Raw genomic sequence first — 21,006 nt, forward strand, 5'->3', positions numbered from 1 at the left:
GGCCATGCAAACGGTCCCCACAGTGTCCCTGAACAATGGTGCAAACATCGGCTCGGTGGGCTTCGGCCTCTACAAGGTGCCGCTGGCCGACAGCGCCCACCTGACGGGCCTGGCCCTGGAGGCCGGCTACCGCACGCTGGACACCGCTGCGCTCTACGCCAACGAAGAAGGCGTGGGCCAGGGAGTGCGCGCGGCCACCGAGGAGTGGCTGGACCGCGAGGACATCTTTGTCACCTCCAAGGTCTGGAACGACCGCCACGGCTACAACGCCACGCTGGCGGCCTTCGATGAATCCATGGACAAGCTGGGCCTGGACTACCTTGACCTCTACCTGGTCCACTGGCCGTGCCCGGACCAGGACCTCTACATCCCCACCTACAAGGCGCTGGAGAAGCTGTACCATGATGGCCGCGTCCGGGCCATCGGCGTCTCCAACTTTGAACCGGAGCACCTGGACCGCCTGCTGCAGGAGACCGACGTCGTCCCTGCCCTGAACCAGATCGAGCTGCACCCGTGGCTGCAGCAACGCGAGCTGCGCACCCTGCACGAGGCTGCCGGCATCCGCACCCAGGCGTGGAGCCCGCTGGCCCGCGGCCAGCTGCTGGAAGATCCGGTGCTGACCTCGCTGGCCCAGGCCCACTCGCGCAGCGTGGCCCAGATTGTGCTGCGCTGGCACCACCAGTGCGGCGTCCTCAGTCTGCCCAAGGCCAGCTCCGCCGGGCGCATCGCGGAGAACATCGACATCTTCGACTTCACCCTCAGCACCGAAGAAATGGACGCCGTGGCCGGCTTGGACCGCGGGCACCGCTCCGGCTCCAACCCGGTGCTGGTGGGCTAGACCGCTCCGCCGCCCCCTCTCCATCTCCACAGCAGATCGGTTCACACGTGACCCAGATTTCCCTCAGCCTTGGCCCGCGGATGCGCGAGCACACCCTGGAGCTGGACGGCGCAACAGCCCACTACTGGGAGTACGCGCCGGCAAGCATGACGGAGGCCACCCGCACCATCCTGGTGGTGCACGGCTTCCGCGGGGACCACCACGGCCTGGAGCGCGTGGTGGAGGAACTGCCCGATGCGCGCATCATCATGCCCGATCTGCCCGGCTTTGGCGTGTCCGAGCCGTTCCGCTCGGCCCCGCACGACGTCGAGCATTACGGATACTTCCTGGCGGCCTTCATGGAGGCCCTGGACCTCGGCCCGGACACCGTGCTGCTGGGCCACTCGTTTGGCTCCATCGTGGCCAGCCACTTTGCCGCCGCCGATCCCACGCGGATCCACCCGCTGATCCTGGTGAACCCCATCGCCGCCCCGGCGCTCGAGGGCCCCAAGGGCGTGCTGTCCAAGCTGGCACTGTTCTACTACCTGGCCTCTGCCCGGCTGCCGGAGCGGATGGGCAATGCGCTGCTGCGCAGCAAGCTGATCGTCAAGGTCATGAGCGTCACCATGGCCAAGACCAAGGATCCGGACCTGTTGGCGTTCATCCACGACCAGCACAACCGCTACTTCAGCCTCTTCGCCAACCGCGAGATGCTGCTGGAATCCTTCCGCGCTTCCATCGGCGGCACCGTCCGCCAGGTTGCATCCCGGCTTACGCTGCCAGTGCTGCTCATTGCCGGCGCCGAGGACGAGATTGCCACGCTGCCCAACCAGCACAAACTGATGGGGCTGCTGCCGGATGCCGAGCTGGTGGTCATCGACGGCGTCGGGCACCTGATCCACTACGAAACGCCCGCGCCCGCCGCCGCAGCCATCACCCGCTTTCTGGAAAGGCACCCGCCCACGTGAACGCCCACTCCTCCGCCGCCGGCCGGCTTCTCCACCTGGTCATCGACGCCCGGTTCACCCGCACCGACCACCACGACGGCATCAGCCGCTACGGCGCCAGCCTGATGGAGGCCGTGGCGCCGTACGCCCGGGTCACCATGCTGATCTCCGACGAGCGCCAGCTGGCCCTGCTGCCGGACCTGCCGTTTGTGTTGATCACCAGCCCGCTTTCACCGCGCGAGCTCTTTGTCGCCGGGCAAATCAATGTGCTGGAACCCGATCTGGTGTTCTGCCCCATGCAGACCATGGGCAGCTGGGGCAAGAAGTACCCGCTGGTGCTGACCCTGCATGACCTGATCTACTACGAGCACCCCGCTCCCCCGGGCTTCCTGCCGGCACCCATCCGCGTGCTCTGGCGCCTGTACCACAAGGCCTACTGGCCCCAGCGGCTCCTGCTGAACCGGGCCGACGTCGTCGCCACCATCAGCCGGACCACCCAGGCGCTGATGGAAAAGCACTCCCTGACGCGCAAGCCCATCCGGATTGTCGGCAACGCGCCACAGGGGTCCCGGGTCCCCCGCGACCCCGCCGTGGCGCCCGAGAAGACGCTTGTCTACATGGGTTCCTTCATGCCCTACAAGAACGTCGAAACCCTGATTGCGGGCATGGCGGAACTGAAGGACTTCACGCTTCACCTGCTCAGCCGGGTCAACCCCGCCCGGCGGGCCGAGCTGGAGGCCCAGATCCCCGCCGGCGCCTCGGTGGTGTTCCACAACGGCGTCACCGATGAGGAATACGACGCCCTGCTGCTGCGCGCCACGGCGCTGGTCACGCTGTCCAAGGCCGAGGGCTACGGCCTGCCGCTGGTCGAGGCCATGGCCCTGGGCACCCCGGTAGTGGTGGCCGACACCGACATCTTCCGCGAGGTGGGTGGAACGGCTGCCGGCTACGTCCCGGCCGACTCCTCATCCGAGTTTGCCGCGGCTGTGCGTGACTTGGCCGAGCCCGGCGTCTGGGAGGAACGCTCGACGGCGTCCGTCGCCCAGGCGGCCACGTTCAGTTGGGATGCCTCGGCACGGGAGCTTCTGGCGATTGCCGAGGAGCTGGTGGCGGCGAAGGCTGCCACCTCCTCATAGGGAGGGAGCCCGGCCTCTGGCCTCTCGGTGCCCGGCGCGGGACACTTGAACCAAGCGGCCCCGCCGGTCTGGCGGAGGCGGTTCGAGACCCAAACGTGGGAGGCGCCATGACAAGCGAACAGCACCACACCCCGGAGGGCGGCTACGGAGCGCCCGAGCCCGAGGATGAGATCCCGCAGAGCGGCGACGGCTCCGGCGAGGCGTCATCGAGTGAGGCGGCAGACGACGAAGGGGCGGATCCGGACTAATCCTGATCCTCCCCTTCGTGCAGATCCCCGCCCGGACTTCCACTCTGGCTAGGACCAGAAATCGTCGCCCTGTGCCGTGTCGGTGAAGAATTCCCGTGCTTCGGAAATCTTGCCGTCCCGGACCTCGAACACGAACGCACCCTTGGAATCCAGGGTCTTGCCGTCACGCTCGGCGGTGTTGTGCTGCAGCGCCACCGTGTGGTCCTCGCCGCCGATGATCTCATCGAGGTTCACGGCAAGACTTCCCTGGGTCTGCGCCGCCAACTCTCCGAAGTAGGCGAGGATGGCATCGCGGCCCTCCTTTGGCCCGGACAGCGCGTTGCTGCCGGCAACATGCCACACGGCATCATCGGCAAACAATCCGCCAAGGGTCTCCACGTCGCCGGCTACGAATGCCTCGTAGCCGCGCCTGACCAAATCTGCATTTTCTTCGGCTCCCATAGTGGGCACCTCTCCGTCATCGTTGTCGGAATAATCCCCAATAATTCAAGGCTATTCCCACGTCCAAGGACTGTCGATGCCTGAAGCGGGCGCTGTTTGGCGCCCGCATCAGCCGGAGTTTCCTAGGGGTTGCCGAGCGTGATCCGGGTGATTCCCCACGGGGCCACGTCAACGAATCCGCGCCCACCGAGCTCAATGCCGGTTGCCGCGGCACTGCCCTCGGCGAGCACCGTGCCCACCCGGGGTGCCGCCCCGGCCACCGTGTACGGCAGGACCTGCGCAGCCGTCGAGTTCAGGATGACGAGCTCGCTGATCCCGTCAAGGTCCAGCTCCAGGTGGCGAGGCTGGTAGGCGCCGACAACGAGCGTCGAGCCAAGGCGCGACGACACGACGGGGTAGCTCTCATTCGGCAGCCCCACACTGAGTTCACCGGTCAGCAGCACCTCGCGGAGGGAACGCCACTGCGTCAGCAGCTCGGTGGCCCGCACCCGGTGCGCGTCGGGGAGCACATCCAGCGGCATCGAGATCTGCGGCACCGAGAAGAAGGTGTTCAGCAGCTGCCGGGACACCGTCTCAACAGGGGCCGTCGGATCCCACATCACCGGGTCGGAATGCACGATCTGGTCGATGGCCAGCAACCGCAGGTTGATCGTCGAGCGGCGGTTCTGGTCGGCGTCGGCCGGGCAGTCGTTGGCCCGGATGACGTCGGCAAAGGGCGCCACGGCCGGAGAGATGTACGGCTGGCGGAACTCGATGAGCGCTCCGGGGCGCGCCGCTTCAATGGCCGCCTCAATCTCGCCCAGCACCACTGCCATGGCGTCGCCGACGTCGGCAATGTCACCGGTGGAGGGTGTCCCCGCGTAGGACATGACGTTGTTGAGGAAGTCGATCTTCAGCCCGTCCAGATTGTAGTCGACCATCAATCGTGAGCACATCGCCACCAGGTGCTCACGCACCTCGCGGTGGCGGGGGTCCAGAACCCAGGTCCGCAGGCCCTCGGCGTAGTGGCTCGCAAACGGGGCAAGGGTGGAGTACGCCTCGCTCAGTTCGCCCATCAGGAACGGAGCAACCCACATCACCGTTTCGAGGCCGCCGTCGGCCAGCTCTGCCACGGTGCCGCGGAGGTCGGGGAACTTTGCCGTATCCGGCACCCAGTCGCCACATCCTGCGTACCAGCGGCCGTCGCCGAACTTCTGCCAGCCGTCGTCGATGAAGACCGACTTGCAGCCGATCCCCCGCGCCGCCTCGGCGTTGCGCATGACGATCTCGTGGGAGATCTGCTGTGAGTACGCGTACCAGGTGGAGTACACAGGTTCTCGGGCGATGACGGCTGCCGCCCTGCCGGCGATGCCGTCATGCAGGATCACCGACAGCTCACGGATGGCCTGCTCGTAGCCGGATTCTTCTGCCACGACGGCCAGGCGCACGACGGAGCGGGCCTCGGCCAGGCCCTCGGCGATGCCCAAGCGGACAACGAAGGTCTTGGCTTCCTCGGAGGCGCCGTATTCCAGCTCGCCCTCCTGCGTGAGGCAGTCGAAGGCGAAGGCGAAACCGCTGTTGCCATTGGCATCGCACAGCACTCCGATCGGAGCCGAGCGCACGGCACTGAACCCGATGCGGCCCTTCCAGTCGGCGGGCAGGCAGTCCCCCGGGTCGAAGCCCGGGTGCCAATAGGCGGTGGCATTGCCCAGCGGAGCCTCGAGCACAATCTGCCCGCCGGCGGCGATGCTCACGGTGACGATGTCGACAAGGCCGCGGCGTTCTACGCCCTCGACAAGGCATCCACCGCCCACACCGAATTTGATGCCCCGCGGGAGCTCCGTCCACTGCACGGACAGGAGCTGGTGGTCTTCAAGTAGCACAGCGGATCCTTATTGCTTAACAGCGCCGGCCAGAATGCCTGCGACGAATTGACGTTGGAGAAAGAGGAAGAGAATGAGCACGGGCAGCATCGAGAGCATGGTGCCCATCAGGAGCTGGCCGTAGTCGGTGGTGCCGATGCCCTGCAGCGAGGCCAGGGCGACGGGAACCGTGTAGGACTCCGGTGAGCGCAGGACGACGAGCGGGTAGACGAAGTCGTTCCACTGGGCCAGGAAGAGGAAGATCGCCAGGGCAGACAGGGCCGGGCGGACCGTCGGAAGGACGATCTGGCTGAACACGCGGAACTCGCCGGCGCCGTCGATGCGGGCGGCCTGGATCATCTCATCGGGGATGGTGGACATCGTCTGCTTCATCAGGAAGATGCCAAAGGGCAGTGCAAGGTTCGGCAGGATGAGGGCCTGGTAGCTGTCGAGCCAGCCGAGGTTGACCATGATCTGGAACAGCGGAACCAGCGTCACCTGGGACGGCAGAGCCAGCGTCACCAGCAGTGCACCGAACAAGAGGTTCTGGCCACGGAACTTGAACTTCGCGAAGGCGTAGCCGGCGGCCGTGCAGACAATGAGCCCCAGCGCCGTGTAGGTGGTCGAGACGAACAGCGAGTTGACCATGGAGCGCCCAAACATGGTGTCCCGGAAGAGTCCGACAAAGTTCTCGACGAAGGCCGGGCCGGGCAGGAAGTGCGGGGGCGTGGCAAAGATGTCGTGTGCGCCGTAGGTGGTGGCGATCAGAAGCCAATAAAACGGCAGCACCATGAATACTGCACCGGCCGCTATGGCGGTGGTCAGGACAAGCGAGCGTCCCCGGCTCTTCCGCACCACAATGTTGGTGTTGGACATTAGGACTTCTCCTTGAACAAGCGGAGCTGGATCAGCGAAATCACGCCGATGATGATGGTCAGGGCGTAGCCGATGGCCGAGGCGTAGCCGAAGTCGAAGAACTTGAACCCGTTTTGGTAGAGGTACATGCCAACCGTGAGGGTTGCATTGTCCGGGCCGCCGTTGGTGAGGACATAGGGCTCGTCGAAGAGCTGCAGGGTGCCGATCGTCGAGAGGATGACTGTGAGCACGATGGCCGGACGCAGGCCCGGCAGGGTCACGTGCCAGAACCGCTGCCAGGCGCTGGCGCCGTCGACGTGGGCCGCCTCATAGAGCTCGCCACCGATCGACTGCATCTGGGCGAGGTAGATGATGGCATTCTGGCCGGTGTAGTGCCAGGTCATGGCGATGACGATCGAGACCTTGGCCCACAGCGGATCGCCAAGCCACGGAATCGGGGACAGTCCGATGAAGCTGATGAGGTAGTTGACGAACCCCTCGTTCGTGTTGAACAGGGCGCGGAACAGGATGCCGTAGGCGACGAGGCCCATCACGATTGGCACAAAATAGGCGGTGCGCCAGAAGGAACGGATCTTCAGGAGCACGGAGTTGAAGGCAACGGCCAGCACGATCGCGAGCACCAGCATGATCGGCACCTGCACGAGCAGAATGATGCCGGTGTTGGCCAACGCCTTGTAGAAGAGCGGGTCCGCAATGAGCCGGGTGTAGTTCTCCAAACCGGCGAACTCGACCTCACCACCAACGTTCTTGGTCAAACTCAGCCAGAACGCCGAGATGTAGGGGTAGAGCTTGAACCCGACAAACAGCAGGATCATGGGCATCAAGAACAGGTACGGCGTGATTCTGGGGTACCCGACTGACGACCGGCGGCGCCGCGGCGCCACAGGCTTCTCGGCCGTTGCCGGCGTCGATGATTGGACAAGAGTATTCATGGTGAGGGCCTTTTCATGGGTGCGCCGGCCGGTGGCCGGCGCACCCTGGTTCGACTGCTAGTTGGTGGCCAGCTTGCGGCCGGTCTGCTGTGCGACCTGCTTCGCGGCCTCGTCCAGCTCCGTCTTGGGATCGGCGCCCTTGAGCACAACGCGCGTCTGAACGTCGACGTAGGCCTTCAGTGCGCGGGCGTAGTCGCTCGTGTAGTTCACCGCGGGGGTGTCCTGGTTCAGCTCGTCGATGAAGATCTGGTTGACCTTCTCGCCGCCGAAGAAGGCGTTGGGGGCGACGAAGCCATCGGAGTCCAGCATCGGCTTGAAGCCGGGGAACATGCCACCGCCGTCGTACACCAGCTTCTGGCCTTCGAGCGTTCCGAGGGCGAAGTCGATGAAGGCATAGGCGGTCGCCTGGTTCTTGCTCGAGCTCGGTATGGAGAGGTAGGTGCCACCGTTGACGGCACCTGTCAGGCCGCCGGTCTTGACGGCCGGGGGCAGGCTGACGCTCCACTTGCCGGCCATATCGGGGGCCTCTTCCTCGATCACGCCGGCCAACCATCCACCTGAGGAGGTGGTGGCAACCTTGCGCTCACCGCGCAGGGTGACCAGGAGGTTCTCCCAGCTGCCCGGCACATCCTCGACGAGCCCGAGGTCGTTGGCCTTCTTGATGATCTCCAGTGACTGCACAGCCTCGGGGCCGTTCAGGGTGATGTCGCCGGCGGCGTTGAAGTAGAACGCTCCCTGCAGGCCCATCAGCAGTTCGAAGAGGCCTGCGGAGTCGCCGACGGTGCCGGCCTTGTCCATGCTGAACAGCGAAGCGCCGGTCTTTTCCTTCAGGGTGGTGCCTGCTGCGAGCAGCTCATCCCAGGTCTTGAGGCCGGAGTAGTCGATGCCGGCCTCCTTGAAGAGGTCCTGGCGGAAGAAGAAGCCTGCTGCGTTGACCTCGTACGGGACACCGAAGACCTGGCCCTTGGGGCCCTGGCCGCTCTTCCAGGCGCCGGCGGGGAACTGGGTGGCGAGCTTGTCGGCACCCAGGTCGCGAAGGTCGACAAGCTGCTTCGGGAACTTCTCCGAGTAGTTGCCCATGTAGTCGATGCCGATGTTGAGGATGTCGGCCAGACCGCTGCCGCCGGCGGCCATGCCGGTGGTGATCTTTTCCCAGATGGCGGGGTTGCCGACATCCTGGACGTCAACCTCGACGCCGGGGTGGAGCTTCTGGAATGCGGGGATGGCGGCCTTGAGGCCCGAGCCGGGAGCGTTCCAGGTCCAAACGGTGATCTTGCCGCCGATTTCCCCCTTCGCCGCCGACTGGCCGGTCTGGGTGGAGCATCCGACGAGTGCAACAACAGTGGCTGCTGCAAAGGACGTCAGGACGGCGCGACGTCCCGGCATTGGCGTGGAGAACTTCATTGTCCAAAGAACCTTTCGTAGTGAAGCTGGTCACATGACAATAGCATGATAAAAGTAACTATGCAGACAATTTCTGCAAAATTACAAAGGAGTGAAATGAAGTCCTCGCTTGTGCACCTGACATCCGCCGGAGTGAGCGTGGTCCTTGTGGCTGAACCCGATTCACTGCCCGTCGTCGCCTATTGGGGCTCGGCCCTGGGGCAGCTGGACGAGGCCACCGAACAGCGCATCCTGGACGACGTCCGGCCGGTGCGCGCCACGAGCGAACCCGATGCCCCGCGGCCGATTGGCATTCTGCCGGAGGCCAAGCAGGGCTGGATGGGCTTCCCCGGCATCGCCGGACACCGCGGCGGACGGGGCTCCTTCTCCGACGTCTGCGGCGTCAGCTACGAGCACACGCCAGGCACAACCCCCGGGGCCGCCCAGCGCCTCGTCGCCCGTGGACTGGATGTTTCGGGCCAGGTCCAGGCAACGCTGGAGATCGAACTGCTGCCCAGCGGCCTGCTGCGCACCCGCGCCTCCCTGCGCAACGACGGCGGAACCGAGTACCGCCTGGAGGGCCTCGACCTCGCCCTGCCCATCCCCGGCCGGGCCACGGAACTGCTTGACCTTTCCGGCCGCCACAATGGCGAACGGCGTCCGCAGCGCCGCTCCCTGGTTGACGGCACACACCTGCGGGAGAACCGCCGCGGACGCACCGGCCCGGACGCCGCCACCCTGCTGTTCGCCGGCACCCCAGGCTTCGACTTCGCGCGCGGTGAAGTATGGGCGATCCACAGCGCCTGGTCGGGAAACCAGCGCATGTGGGCCGAACGCACCAATGGCGGGCGCAGCTTCCTCGGCGCCGGCGAGCTGCTGCACACCGGCGAACTCGTGCTGCAGCCGGGCGGGGAGTATGAAAGCCCGTGGCTCTACGCCAGCTACGGCGAAGGCCTGGACGAGGCGTCCGCCCGCATCCACGCCACGCTGCGCGCCCGGCCCGGACACCCCGCCGTCGGCCGGCCCATCACCCTGAACACCTGGGAGGCAGTGTACTTCGACCACTCACTGCCGCCGCTCGTTGAGCTCGCCGACCTCGCCCACCGCGTCGGCGTCGAACGCTTTGTTCTGGACGACGGCTGGTTCCTCGGCCGCCGCCACGACCGCGCCGGCCTGGGCGACTGGCTGGTCGACCCCAGCGTCTGGACCGACGGGCTCACGCCGCTTGTGGACCATGTGCGCTCCCTCGGGATGCAGTTCGGCATCTGGTTCGAACCCGAGATGGTGAATCCGGATTCGGAGATGGCCCGCAACCACCCGGACTGGATCCTCTCGCCGGTGCACCGGGATGCCCCTCTGGCCCGCCAGCAGCTGGTGGTCAACACCGCCCACCCCGATGCCTACGCCTACCTGCGTGATCGGATCGTCGAGCTGGTCACGGCCCACCGCATCGACTACATCAAGTGGGACCACAACCGTGATCTGCTGGAGCCCGTCAACCGGACCACCGGCGTCGCCGGCGTTCATGAGCAGACGCTTGCCACCTACCGGCTCATCGACGAGATCAAGGCCGCCTGCCCCTGGCTGGAGATTGAATCCTGCTCGGCGGGCGGCGGGCGCATCGACCTCGGCATCGTCGAGCATGTGGACCGCTTTTGGACCTCCGACTCCAACGACCCCCTCGAACGCCAGCGCATCCAGCGCTGGACCAGCCTGCTGATGCCGCCCGAGCTTCTCGGATCGCACGTTGGTGCTGCACGCGCACACGTCACCGGCCGCCACAGCCTGCTCAGCTTCCGGGCTATCACCGCTCTGATGGGCAGCTTTGGCATCGAGTGGGATCTGCGCGAGGCCTCCGAGGAGGAGCTGGCCGAACTCACCGCCTGGATCCGGGAGGTCAAGCGCCTCGCTCCCCTGGTGGAACGCGGCACCCTCCACCGCCTGGAGACCGAGAACGCGCACATCGCGCAGAGCGTTGTCTCCGCCGATGCGAGCCATGCCATCGTCACCCTCGCAGCGATCGACTCCCCGCCGCACATCCCCGGACCGGCGCTCCGCCTGGCCGGCCTGGATCCCGAGCGCCGGTACCGCGTTGCCCGCGTGCGCATCGACGGAGCCGTCGACACGATCTCCACCCGCCCCCAGCCGGCCTGGTGGAATGAAGAGTTCGTTTCCCTTGGCTCCACCCTGGTCAAGCTCGGCCTGCCCATGCCCACTCTGCGCCCGCAGGAAGCGGCCCTCATCGAGGTGCGCGAGACATGAGTGCCGTGCGGCTGGAATCCGACAGCGCTGAACTTGAGGAGATCTTCGAGTGGGCCCAGCGCACCGCCGCCGAGTCGGTGGTCGACGACGGCGCCGTCGGCCCGCTCGATGTCTCCGAGGCAAACTCCGGACCCCCCAGGCAGGCGCCGTACCGCGCCAGCTACCGGGCCGGGTATGCCCACCGCAGCGGCTACTACCTGCGCGACTTCGTCCACCAGGCGGTGGGGGCGCAATTGCTGGGCTGGCGGCGCCACAACACCGGCATGCTCAACGCCTTGCTGGCCACGGCCACGGCCGAGCATGGCGGCTGGCCGGTGTGGGCGCTGAACTTCGACGGCGAGACACCGCTGGCGATCGACTACCGCTCCCCCGTCGAGTTTGTCCGCGAGGTGCCCGCCATCTTCGAAATGGTGGAGCTGGTGCATGTGCTGTACCGCTGGACGGGCGATGCGCAGCTGCTGGAACACCGGGGCTTCTGGCGCAACACCTTGGGCGCCTTCGTTGCGGCCCACGATACGCACCGTCCCAACGGTGTGGCCGAGGGCAGCGGCCTGGGCATCTTCCAGGGGGCGGCCAGCTACAACGAGCACCCCACCGCACGTTTCCGCGAGGCAGGGGATGCCTTCGGCGCGCAGTATGCAGCCACCCTGCATGCCGCAGCGCTGGAGCGGGCGTGCGGCGATCCCGACGCCGCCACGCAATTCGAGCAGACGGGGCGGACGTTGGCGGAGTATTTCCGCAGCTCATGGAGCCGCAACGGCACCGACGACGCCGTCGTCAATGGTTGGACCGTCGACGGCGAAGCTGTCACCCAGTGGGGCCGGGAGACCACCTGGTTCATGCCGCTCAAGGGGCTGTTTGACGGCGATCCGCGCTCGGCACCGCTGTTGGCGGAGATCGACAGACTGTGCTCCGACCCCATCGGTGCACCGGCCAACATCGAGGCGTTGACCTACGTGCCCGATCTCTACCTGCGCCATGGGGACGCGGACACCGCGTGGCGCTGGATGCGTGAAATCTACAGCCGACGGAACGACGCGCATGAGGTGCCGCAGCAGCGGCTGAACGGTTCCTACCCGGAGGTGTCCTTTACGCTCGTGTCCCAGATTGTCGCCGGAATGCTCGGCGTGCAGCCCAACGCGGCCGGACGCACGGTTACGACCCGCACCATCCTGCCCGCCGGCGTCACCCGGCTGGAGGTCTTTGACATCCCGTTCGGCGAAGGCACCATCGACGCCGGGACTGCCAACGGCGCGCTGTGGCTGAGGAACGGCACCGGACATCCGCTTCAGTGGCAGATAGTTGCGGGGTCGCAGCCCGGGTTCCAGGACCCCCACCTCGACGTGTCGGGCACGGGCACCTTCGCAGTGACCCTTGCGCCAGGTGAACGCCGTTCTCTGCCAATGCCATGAGCATTTGGACTGCTTCGCCTGCGGTGGCCGGTTGAACCGCCCCGGTGCGCGCCTTAAACGGCGCGCACCGGGGCGGTGGACTGCCGCACTGTCAGCGACGGCTCCATGAAGAGCTCGGCGGTGCTCACCTTGCGGTTGTGGACCATGCTGACCACGGTGCGGGTGATCGCCTGGGAGAGGTGCTCCACGGGCTGGCTGACACTTGTCAACGGCGGGTCGGTGAACTCCAGAATGAACGAATCGTTGTAGCCAATCACCGAGACGTCCTCGGGAACGCGCATCCCCCGCCGCTTGATTGCCCGAATGGCACCGAGCGCCATGTCATCGCTCGAAGCCACAATCGCTGTGACGTCCAGGTCGAGCAGCGCATCGGCGGCGTGCCTGCCGCCGTCGACGCTGAAGTGCTGCCGCAGCACAAAATCCTCCGCGCTCTCGATGTTGTGGCCATCCATCGAGTTCAGGAAACCCTCCACCCTCCGGTCCGCGGGGATGTTGCCGACAGGCCCGGCACACATGCCGATCCGGCGGTGCCCCAGCGTGTAGAGGTGGTCAACGGCAAGTTCGGCCGCGCGCCAGTCATCAGTGGAGACCACGGGGGATTCACCCTCCGCGAATCCCCCGTTGACGCAGAGGTAGGGAATGCCGCGGGATTCCAGCAGCGCCCGGGCAGAATCGTCGGCGTTCACCAGAGTATTGCTCGATGACAGGAAGATGGCGGCCACAATGCCCGTATCGACGAAGGCCTCCACATAGTCCCGTTCATAGACGGAGCCAGGCAGGACCGGACCGATCACGGCACGCAGGCCATGCGGGCTCAATTCGGCCTCGATGGCGTTGCACATCTCGCCGAAGAACGGGGTCTTCAGACCCGGCACCAGGACCAGAACGATCTCTCCCTTGAGGGTGCGTTCATAGCCGATCTCCCGAAGGGCATCCTCAACCTGCTCCCGCGTCCGCTGCGAGACGCCGTACTTGCGGTTGAGCACGCGGCTCACGGTCGCCTCGCTGACGCCTGCCAATGCGGCCACCTCGGAGAGCTTGGCCGAGCCTGCAGGCGACCGGGCTTTCTTCCCGGATTGCTGCAAACGCCCCTCGGGCAGTTCGGAAACTCGCGCGTCAGTCATAACAGTCCATTATGGTCGATCCGGTCTCGAAACCTGCGGACGACAGCGAAAGCGCTTGCCCTGTGACGGACAGGAACCACATTGGCGTGCACTATCCCTCAAGCTCCGCGGGCCGGAACCGCAGCTCCCGCTGGGTGCTCCGCAACGGCGAGCCACCGAAGGGCAGGTCCTCCAGGGCAATCACCGCTGCCGGCTCCCGTGCCGCGGTCTCCTGTACCTCCGGGGACCGGCACCACTGGCGGCCCGCTTCACCGGGTGAGGCGTACGGTGAGGGCGTGCTCGAGGATGCTGTAGTCCGCGGCACCCGTCCGCAGGGTGATGCCGTCCTGAAGCCAGTCCGGATACTCGGGCGGGGTGGTGTCCAGCGGTTCGGGCGGGTAGTAGCGGCCCGCGGGTGAGGTCCAGCCCGGGCGCCCGGTCTCGGTCATCTGCGGTGTCCAGCCCCGGATCCCGGGCCCGGCGGGACCGCTTCCTCCCTGTTTTGTTTTCTGGGGGTTTGTCTTTGTGGGGCCGGTGCGGGTTTTGCCGTCCTTATGGTGTTTGACGAGGTGGTGCTTGGGGCATTCGCTGGCCAGGTTGTCCTCGCGGGTTTTTCCGCCGTGTTCCCAGGCCAGCAGGTGGTCCAGCTGGGTGTCGGCGGTGACGGTGGTGCAGCCGGGGAACGTGCAGGTCCTGTCCCTGGCCCGCAGCCAGGCCCGCATGGCCTCGCTCACCCGGTAGGTGCCCGGTGAGAGCGCCACCGGCTCCCCGCTGTGCGGGTCCGTGAGCAGGCGTTGGAACGAGGGGGCCTGCGCGGCCAGCCGGCGGGCGATCGAGGCCGGGACGGGCCCGCACCCCTCCAGCTCGGCCGGCCCGTCGGAGACGCCCAGCAGGGACAGGATGGGCACGGTGAGAAGGATCTGGGCCCGGGGTGCCGGGTGCCCGGCGGCGGCGTCGGCGCAGTCCTGGCCCAGGAGCAGGGCCGCGGCGACGTCCAGGCGCAGCTGGGCCAGGGTGCGCGGCTCGGCGGGGCCCTGCAGGGCCCTGGCGGCGGCGGTGGCGTGGTTCCACACGGCCTGGGCCGTTTCGGCGGGCAGGTACAGGCCCAGGTAGGACATGCCGTCCCGGCCCGGCTGCAGGTCCAGGCACCTGCCCTCACGCGCCGCCGCGGCCCGGGTCTGGATGCTCCCGGGGTGCAGGCGTTCACGGCGGCGGTTGGCCGCGGCGGTGAACTTCGACACGGTCACCCCGCAGGCGGCCTCGACCAGGTCGCGTTCGAACGCGTCGACCACGTCCCGCGGCATCTCGGGCACGTTCTGGACGGAGAGGACCTGGTCCAGGATGGCGAGGGCGTGCTGCCAAGAGAACCTGCCCGCCCCCAGCGCCTGAAGGGTGTGGGGGTGCTCGCGTACGAGCGCCACGCACTGGGCCCGCAGGTTCGCGGCGCTCCGTTCCGGGATGCACAACACGGCGGCCAGTTCGGCCGTGGTGGAGGCGTCGCCGATGCCCTGCTGCCGGGTGTCGAAGCCGAGGGCCGCTGCTTCGGCGGTGCCGGCGGCGGCGAGCCTGTCAATCAGGGCGGCCTTGCAGGCCGCGGTCCGGGCTTCGAGGGCTGCGACCTCGGCGAGGGCGTCAACACAGGCGCCATAGTCCGCCCGCACCGCCCCAAGGGCGTCACGTGTTCCATCAAGGGTGCCGGCAAGGGCTTCGCCGGGGGTGCCGGCAAGGGCTTCGCCGGGGGTGCCGGCAAGGGCTTCGCCACGGGTGCCGGGGGCGGCCGGTGGCAGGGTGGGGAGCCTCAGCGCGGCCAATTGCTCCGCCATCGTCGGCCCTGCCGTGGTGGCGGCGCCACCGGAAGTGCCGACCGGAACGCTCATGATCTTATTCTATTCCATATTTGCTGATTAGAACAGGTGTGCGAGTAAAATTCCCGCCAAGAACCGCCTCCGAAAAGAGCCTCCGGGGACTGCGCCTGCAGCACGTCCAGCCCATCACAGCGGACCTGGACGCCGGGCAGCTTCTTGGCGGCGTTGGCGGCCTTCAGCGTCCGTAGGCGGGCTGTCATCTGGCGGGCCTGGCCGAAAGGGAAGAACAGCAGGTGCGGTAGCCCTTGTTCCCGTTGAGCGGCGCGGGGCCGACGGTGCGGACGGACTCCGGCAGATCAAGCGCTGCCACAAACCCGACCCCGGCGGGCCGGGGGCGCATAGTGCTCGGGCAGCGCGGACACCTGCTTCGTGCCTTGGCGGCCCGGCGCTCTAGGGTTCCCTCTGCAGGTCCGCCCGGGTGATGGACAGAAAAGCCACCAGAACGGCTATGGCCGCCGTCAACGGCCAGGGACATTCCGGCGGTGGAGCCGGAGCGTGGCTTGCCAGATAGGCAGCGGCTGACCACGGTGCGCGCACCACATCTATTAGGACGGGATTGTCCCCACCGAGAGGTGCAGGGCCCACTCGAGCGGACGCCCGCTCGACACCGTGAGCACCCGCTGCTGCCCCACCGCGGTGGAGAGCAGCTCGCCCCAGCCCGTGGAGGGCTCGATCGCGAGCACTGGCCCGGCGGCAAACTCTCCGTTGTCCCAGAACAGGCCAAGATACGGCAGCTGGGAAGCGTCCCAGTCAATCCTCAGGGCGCGGCCGGCGCCGTCGTGCAGCACGGCGGCGTCCGCCCGGACCTCGGGATCGACAAAGGCCTTCATCGACGTACTCGGCGTCAAAACCCGGTGCAGCGGACTGCTGGGGAAGGCGCGGGCCTCCCCCAGCCGCGGATGCATCTCCACCAGCGCCGGCGCGATCGGCATGCCGCCCGATTCCAGGGAAACTGCCGCGCCCTCGCCGGCAGCGAATTGCGGATGCGCACACCACAGCAGCGGCACCGGGCCTGCCGCCGTCGTGCTGGCACGGTAGCTGAAGACCAGCCCCGTGGCGCTGGCCGCGATGGTGCGCTCCAGCAGGATCGGCAGGCTGGACAGCTCCACCGAGGTTGCCAGCCGGGAAGATGAGGCCGCGTCAACCGTCCACGGTACATTCCACACGTCGCCGTGGTCGGGCAGTTCCGCCAGTTGGTTCCCGGCGGCGTCCACCAGGCCGGGGTCCGTCTGAACCGTCGGCGCCACCTCGTCCCAGCCGCCCATGCCCTCCCGCACAAAGCTTTGGCCGGACCCGGGCACGGCGGTCCGTTCGGAGGCAGCCAGCCACTCGCGGCCGTCGTCGCCGCGCAGGCTCACGATGCGGGCGCCCCGGTCCGGCTGCACTTCGCAGCGCAGACCGGGGCCGCTCACCAGCACACTCATCCAGGCAGGCCTCGGAGCACGGCCAGCTGCGCGCGCAATTGCGCAATCAGGCGGTCGCGCCCATCCTGCGGATCCTCGGTGAAGAGCAGCATGGTCGGCAGAGACGTGGCAAAGAAATCGATCGTGGCCGGCGTTCCAGACAGTTCATCGATGTAGCCGGCAATGCCATCGGCCATCTGCCGTGCCTCCTGTGTGCGGCCAAGGTTCTGCAGGGCCAGCGCGGAGTAGTAGCTTTGTTCGCTGTAGCTCTGGACGTTCATCGCCTGGAAATCCCCGCGGAAGGACGCGGAGTGCTCCCACGCCGCAGCGGCCTCAGCTGTGCGGCCCAGTGCGGCGAGGGCATCGCCGCGCAGGAGCTGCAGTCTTGCCGAATTGGCCAGCGGATGCCGCGCCTCGCCAAGGGAAGCGGGACTCTCGATCGCCGAATTCAACCACCCGAGAGCGGCCGCTGCGTCCCCGGCTTCCAGTGCCGCTTCGGCAAGGGCGGTGTTGGCGGCATCCCAGGCCTCCAGTGCCTGGCCCTCGCCACCCTCCCACGGTTGGAAGACACGTGCGAGCAGCACGCCGCGGGCATCGGCAGCCCGGCCGGAGTCCGTGAGCAGGCCGGCTTGGACGATGCTGAGGTCATCTCGCGAGGAAACCAGATTTCCATGCTCCTCCAAAAGCTGCAGCCGCGACTGCGCCGAGGCGCCGAGGCGGGCGGTGAGCTCGTCGTATTCAAAGAGCAGCTTCGCATCCTCCGGGGCCAGCACCCGCGCACGTTCGTAGCATTCCAGGGCGCGGCCGCCGTCGCCCTCCACGTTGTAGGCGGCGATGCCAAGGTTGCGCAGCAGGATCACCACGGAGTCCCGGTCCTGGCTGGTGAGCCCCTCGACAGCTGCGGCAGGCAGGTTCGCCGCTGCATGCTGCCACAGTTCGATCGCCTCGGCGTAGCGGCGCTTGTCGTAGTGCCAATTGCCCAGCAGCATGGCCGCCAGGGCGTCGCCGTCGTCCTGGCCGAGGGCGGCTTGGAGGGCGGCAATGTCGGCGGGGCGGGAGGGCTGGCACAGGGTGCGGTCCACGGACTGCGCCAAGCTTCTTGCCATCTGGGCATCATCACCCTGACCGGCCGCGTCGAGCAGCGCGGCGCGGTGGTAGTGCACCAGCGGCGCCACCTGCACCTGGCCCAAAGCGTTGTGCTGCGCCGCGGAGGCGGCGAGGGCGAGCACCCGCAGGGCATCCTCGCTGAATCCGGCACTCGCGTACTCCAGGGCAACATCGAGGAGCGTGGGGGCATCCGCGGTCAACGGCAGTCCGGCCAGGTCGCGCGCCCACTGGTCCAGCGGGTCGCGGTGGAGGGTCGCGGCAATGCGGCCTTCAGCCGCGGCCGTGCGTCCCTGGGCACGCAGCACCCGGGCCAGCAGATCGGCCGCCTGCAGGTGCTCGCCATCCAGGGACAGCACCTCGCGCAGTTCGACGGCGGCGGCGTCGAACTTCCCCGCACGGGCCTTCAGCCGGGCCAGGGCGAACCGGGCCGGCACCCGCCACGCCGAATTCCAGCTCGCCTTCGCAAGGAAGCGCTCGGCCTCGCCGTCGCGCCCCGTCCGAGTAAGGATGATGCCGAGCCGGTAGTGCGCCTCCCCGTCGGCGGGGTTGGAGACATGGCCGGTGATGCGGGCAATGGCGGTGCGCAGCAGGCCTTCCGCCTGGGCAAAATCGCCCGCCCACGTGGCGCGTTCCGCCAGGGCAATGTTGGAGCGTACATCGCCGGGGTCGCGGCGCAGCGCTTCGCGCCAGTACGGCTCGGGCAGCCGTGTCGCGTGGCGGTACTGGCGCAGGTACTGTCCGATGAAGAACAACTCATCAACGGAACCAACCTCTTCCGGGGCCGGTGGCTCGGTGGCGGCGTCGGCAATCTCGCCGTCGGCGCTGGTCTGGGCCCGCGGCTGCCAGGAGATGAGCGTGGAGTCCTCCTGGCGAACCGTCAGCACCAGCCCGGTCGCCTCGAACCGCCCGGCCAGGGCCAGGGTGTGCACCAGGGGTGCGCCGGGGGCCAGGTCCAGCTTCTGGGTGTACAGCAGGTCCCCGTCCGCACTGTGCAGCTCGACGACGCTGCCGGGCAGCTGCTCGGCGGCACTGATGCCGAGGACGACGGCGGTGCCGGCCTCCCCCGGTTCCACCTCCAGACGCACCGCAAGCTGAGTGGTGGCCTGGTGCGCCGGGCCGATCTGGTGGATCGGGTACCAGAACTGGCTGAAGGTCTTGGTCTCGCCCGGGGCAAGGAAGGAGAAATCGGGCTGGTTGTCGGTGAACATGCCGGCCATGAGCTCGATGTACGGCCCGTCGCCGTCGGTCAGTGCGGCATCCCAGGCGTGGCCGAACGGCGCATCGCCCCAGGTCCACATCTTCTTGCCGGGCGCGAAGTGCTTGTCGGCCCAGTGCACAAACCCCGCGCCGCGGCCGTGGTCGTAGCCGCCGAAGAAGTCGTCCTCGGTCTGGGTGACCATGTACGACGTCGGCACCGGGATGTTGCGGTACCAGTCGAGGCGGTCGCCATCGGGAACCTCCTCGGTGCGCTGCGCGGGGTAGTCGACGCCGTAGTAGCTGCCGGTGACGGCCGGGTAGCTGGCCGTTGCCCGCTTGGCGTGGTCGGCCACCTGGTCCACATCGGTGGGGAAGAACGCCTGGTAGTTCTCATCCACGGCGGCGGCGACATTGGCCCACCAGAGGAACGTCTGCGTCTCTTCGGTGCGGTTGTACAGCCGCACGCGCGCCTCGATGGCGGCGCTGTCCGGCCGCAGGCGGATGCCGTGCATCCCCTTCATCCGGGTGAACGGATCGTGGTCGGAGCACCACACCGTCACAGCGCCGTCGTCCTCGTGCTCGATCTCGAAGTCGGTGGGCAGGAAGGTGGCCGGGCGGTGGTGCTGCGGCCAGTTGAACTCGACGCCGCCGGAGATCCACGGGCCGGCCAGGCCGACGAGGGCGGGCTTGATGACGTTGTTGCGGTAGAAGAAGTCGTAGCCGGCCACCTTGTCGTAGCCAATGTGGATGCGTCCGCCAAGCTCGGGCAGGACCACCACCCGCAGCCACTTGTTCTCCAGGTGCACGGCCGTCCAGGCGTGGGGCGCCTTCTCCTGGCTGACCCGCTCGTGGAACGGCAAGGGGAAGATGCCGCCGGTGGAGCCCTGGTAGACCCTTTGCTCGAAGAAGGCCGGCTTGGTGTCCGGGGCCAGCGGCATGTACGTGTCGATCACCAGCGGCTCGGACCAGCAGGCCACGCCGCGTCCACGCAGCCCTGACGGCACAGGGGGCAGCTCAATGCGTGAAACACGGGAAGTATCGATAGTCATGGGACAAGCCTAGAAAAGGCTGAGTCCCGCCGAAAGCACCATTCCACCGGAGAAACTGGACAAAACAACTATTCTGAACGAAAGTAAACGGGTGGTTGTAGAAGAAGGATTCCCCGGCCAGCGCCTGCTCGTCCTGCCGCGGCCGCTGGTGCGCACGGCCCTGGCCCGGCCGGGCACACGGGCGCTCCTCGTCACCGACTGCGGCTACTTTCCCCGCGCCAGGGCGCACGGCATCAAGCGCGTGGAGCCGATCCAGCAGGCGGTCGTCCTGCTCTGCACGGACGGCAGCGGCTGGTGCAGCGTCGACGGCGTCGACCACCGGGTGCACGCCGGCCAGGTGGTTCTGGTCCGCCCAGGCGTGCCGCACTCGTACGGCAGCGATCAGGATAATCCGTGGACGCTGTGGTGGATGCACCTCGACGGCGCGGAACTGGAGGATCTGCTGGGACCCGGCGGCGCCGTCGGCCCGGCTCCGGTGCGGACCCTTCCCGATCTGTACCGGGCCGTCGCGCTCCTGGAGGAGATTGTCGGACAGATGGAGCGCGACGTGAGCCAAACCAGCCTGTTTGCCGCGACGGCGGGCGCCTGGCACTTCCTGGCAGTCCTTGCCTCGGGAACGGAAGCCGCGGGCCCGCGCAGCGGCACCATCGACCGGGCCAAGGCCTATCTGCAGACACACATCGCCGAGCGGGCCAGCGTCGCGGAGCTCGCCGCGATGGCCCGGCTGAGTCCATCGCACTTTGCCGCACTGTTCCGCAGCCAGGTCGGGCTCCCGGTGCTGGCTTACCAGACGCAATTGCGCATGTCGCGGGCGCGGGAGCTGCTGGACACCACAGATCTGTCCGTCGCCGGCATTGCCGCAGCCGTCGGCTACCCGGACGCCTTCTACTTCTCGCGGCAGTTCCGCAGCGTGCACGGCACCACGGCGCTGCGCTACCGGGCGCAGAGCAAGGGCTGAGCCACTCGTCAGACTGAACCGATCCCCGG

General features: G+C 67.5%; 16 protein-coding genes. 7 read left to right on the top strand and 9 right to left on the bottom strand.

The genetic code is table 11. The features are described from left to right. Positions 1-4 precede the first annotated feature (4 nt). From K254_RS0108225 to K254_RS25655, 4 genes are all read left to right on the top strand, one after another. Entirely contained in the window at positions 5-838 is an 834-nt protein-coding gene (locus tag K254_RS0108225; RefSeq protein WP_026554962.1) for an aldo/keto reductase, read from the top strand. Between the two features lie 80 nt (positions 839-918). Then, positions 919-1,785 carry an alpha/beta fold hydrolase gene (locus tag K254_RS0108230; RefSeq protein WP_081709965.1) on the top strand — a complete coding sequence of 289 codons (867 nt, stop codon included), beginning with the start codon at positions 919-921 and terminating at the stop codon, positions 1,783-1,785. Then, positions 1,782-2,900 (top strand): glycosyltransferase family 4 protein, encoded by a 1,119-nt coding sequence (locus tag K254_RS0108235; protein ID WP_026554964.1) that lies wholly within the window; start codon positions 1,782-1,784, stop codon positions 2,898-2,900. Before K254_RS0108230 ends, K254_RS0108235 begins: the two co-directional genes overlap by 4 nt. Positions 2,901-3,007: 107 nt before the next feature. Further along, positions 3,008-3,148, top strand: coding sequence for a hypothetical protein (locus tag K254_RS25655; RefSeq protein WP_155848479.1), 141 nt, complete (start codon positions 3,008-3,010; stop codon positions 3,146-3,148). Between the two features lie 48 nt (positions 3,149-3,196). Here the strand turns inward: K254_RS25655 and K254_RS0108245 are convergent, their stop codons facing one another. The 5 genes from K254_RS0108245 to K254_RS0108270 form a co-directional block, all read right to left on the bottom strand. Then, a complete protein-coding gene (locus K254_RS0108245; protein ID WP_026554965.1) occupies positions 3,197-3,589 on the bottom strand; it encodes a nuclear transport factor 2 family protein in 393 nt (130 codons plus the stop codon). Positions 3,590-3,711: 122 nt separating this feature from the next. Continuing rightward, positions 3,712-5,451, bottom strand: coding sequence for a glycoside hydrolase family 36 protein (locus K254_RS22440; RefSeq protein WP_051388978.1), 1,740 nt, complete (start codon positions 5,449-5,451; stop codon positions 3,712-3,714). 9 nt (positions 5,452-5,460) lie between these two features. Continuing rightward, on the bottom strand, positions 5,461-6,306 hold the full coding sequence (locus tag K254_RS0108255; RefSeq protein WP_026554966.1) for a carbohydrate ABC transporter permease: 846 nt from the start codon (positions 6,304-6,306) through the stop codon (positions 5,461-5,463). Further along, positions 6,306-7,238 (bottom strand): carbohydrate ABC transporter permease, encoded by a 933-nt coding sequence (locus K254_RS0108260; protein WP_035749137.1) that lies wholly within the window; start codon positions 7,236-7,238, stop codon positions 6,306-6,308. The genes K254_RS0108255 and K254_RS0108260 overlap by 1 nt, the downstream gene beginning before the upstream one ends. 57 nt (positions 7,239-7,295) lie before the next feature. After that, a complete protein-coding gene (locus tag K254_RS0108270; protein WP_081709966.1) occupies positions 7,296-8,642 on the bottom strand; it encodes an ABC transporter substrate-binding protein in 1,347 nt (448 codons plus the stop codon). 96 nt (positions 8,643-8,738) lie between these two features. Here K254_RS0108270 and K254_RS0108275 point away from each other — a divergent pair, with 96 nt between their 5' ends. Further along, on the top strand, positions 8,739-10,883 hold the full coding sequence (locus tag K254_RS0108275) for an alpha-galactosidase (protein WP_026554970.1): 2,145 nt from the start codon (positions 8,739-8,741) through the stop codon (positions 10,881-10,883). Further along, on the top strand, positions 10,880-12,295 hold the full coding sequence (locus K254_RS22445) for a hypothetical protein (protein ID WP_051388979.1): 1,416 nt from the start codon (positions 10,880-10,882) through the stop codon (positions 12,293-12,295). The genes K254_RS0108275 and K254_RS22445 overlap by 4 nt, the downstream gene beginning before the upstream one ends. A 53-nt stretch (positions 12,296-12,348) precedes the next feature. Here the strand turns inward: K254_RS22445 and K254_RS0108285 are convergent, their stop codons facing one another. The 4 genes from K254_RS0108285 to K254_RS22455 form a co-directional block, all read right to left on the bottom strand. Next, positions 12,349-13,419 (bottom strand): LacI family DNA-binding transcriptional regulator, encoded by a 1,071-nt coding sequence (locus K254_RS0108285; RefSeq protein WP_081709967.1) that lies wholly within the window; start codon positions 13,417-13,419, stop codon positions 12,349-12,351. Positions 13,420-13,667: 248 nt separating this feature from the next. Next, entirely contained in the window at positions 13,668-15,275 is a 1,608-nt protein-coding gene (locus K254_RS22450; RefSeq protein WP_051388980.1) for an HNH endonuclease signature motif containing protein, read from the bottom strand. A gap of 533 nt (positions 15,276-15,808) precedes the next feature. Then, complete coding sequence (locus K254_RS0108300; protein ID WP_155848480.1) at positions 15,809-16,675, bottom strand: hypothetical protein; 867 nt, start codon at positions 16,673-16,675, stop codon at positions 15,809-15,811. A gap of 8 nt (positions 16,676-16,683) precedes the next feature. Further along, positions 16,684-20,019 carry a DUF5107 domain-containing protein gene (locus K254_RS22455; RefSeq protein WP_081709968.1) on the bottom strand — a complete coding sequence of 1,112 codons (3,336 nt, stop codon included), beginning with the start codon at positions 20,017-20,019 and terminating at the stop codon, positions 16,684-16,686. Between the two features lie 91 nt (positions 20,020-20,110). Between K254_RS22455 and K254_RS0108310 the strand changes: the two genes are divergently transcribed. Next, on the top strand, positions 20,111-20,977 hold the full coding sequence (locus tag K254_RS0108310) for an AraC family transcriptional regulator (RefSeq protein ID WP_051388982.1): 867 nt from the start codon (positions 20,111-20,113) through the stop codon (positions 20,975-20,977). Positions 20,978-21,006: the final 29 nt, after the last annotated feature.

It is taken from the genome of Arthrobacter sp. 35W, from assembly GCF_000482545.1.
Taxonomy (GTDB): Bacteria; Actinomycetota; Actinomycetes; order Actinomycetales; family Micrococcaceae; genus Specibacter.

Excerpts from the sequence above, each read along its gene's own strand:
- K254_RS0108225 (WP_026554962.1), top strand. The coding sequence starts at position 5 with ATGCAAACGGTCCCCACAGTGTCCCTGAACAATGGTGCAAACATCGGC.
- K254_RS0108230 (WP_081709965.1), top strand. The coding sequence starts at position 919 with ATGCGCGAGCACACCCTGGAGCTGGACGGCGCAACAGCCCACTACTGG.
- K254_RS25655 (WP_155848479.1), top strand. The coding sequence starts at position 3,008 with ATGACAAGCGAACAGCACCACACCCCGGAGGGCGGCTACGGAGCGCCC.
- K254_RS0108245 (WP_026554965.1), bottom strand. The coding sequence starts at position 3,589 with ATGGGAGCCGAAGAAAATGCAGATTTGGTCAGGCGCGGCTACGAGGCA.
- K254_RS0108255 (WP_026554966.1), bottom strand. The coding sequence starts at position 6,306 with ATGTCCAACACCAACATTGTGGTGCGGAAGAGCCGGGGACGCTCGCTT.
- K254_RS0108260 (WP_035749137.1), bottom strand. The coding sequence starts at position 7,238 with ATGAATACTCTTGTCCAATCATCGACGCCGGCAACGGCCGAGAAGCCT.
- K254_RS0108270 (WP_081709966.1), bottom strand. The coding sequence starts at position 8,642 with ATGAAGTTCTCCACGCCAATGCCGGGACGTCGCGCCGTCCTGACGTCC.
- K254_RS0108275 (WP_026554970.1), top strand. The coding sequence starts at position 8,739 with ATGAAGTCCTCGCTTGTGCACCTGACATCCGCCGGAGTGAGCGTGGTC.
- K254_RS22445 (WP_051388979.1), top strand. The coding sequence starts at position 10,880 with ATGAGTGCCGTGCGGCTGGAATCCGACAGCGCTGAACTTGAGGAGATC.
- K254_RS0108285 (WP_081709967.1), bottom strand. The coding sequence starts at position 13,419 with ATGACTGACGCGCGAGTTTCCGAACTGCCCGAGGGGCGTTTGCAGCAA.
- K254_RS22450 (WP_051388980.1), bottom strand. The coding sequence starts at position 15,275 with ATGAGCGTTCCGGTCGGCACTTCCGGTGGCGCCGCCACCACGGCAGGG.
- K254_RS22455 (WP_081709968.1), bottom strand. The coding sequence starts at position 20,019 with ATGACTATCGATACTTCCCGTGTTTCACGCATTGAGCTGCCCCCTGTG.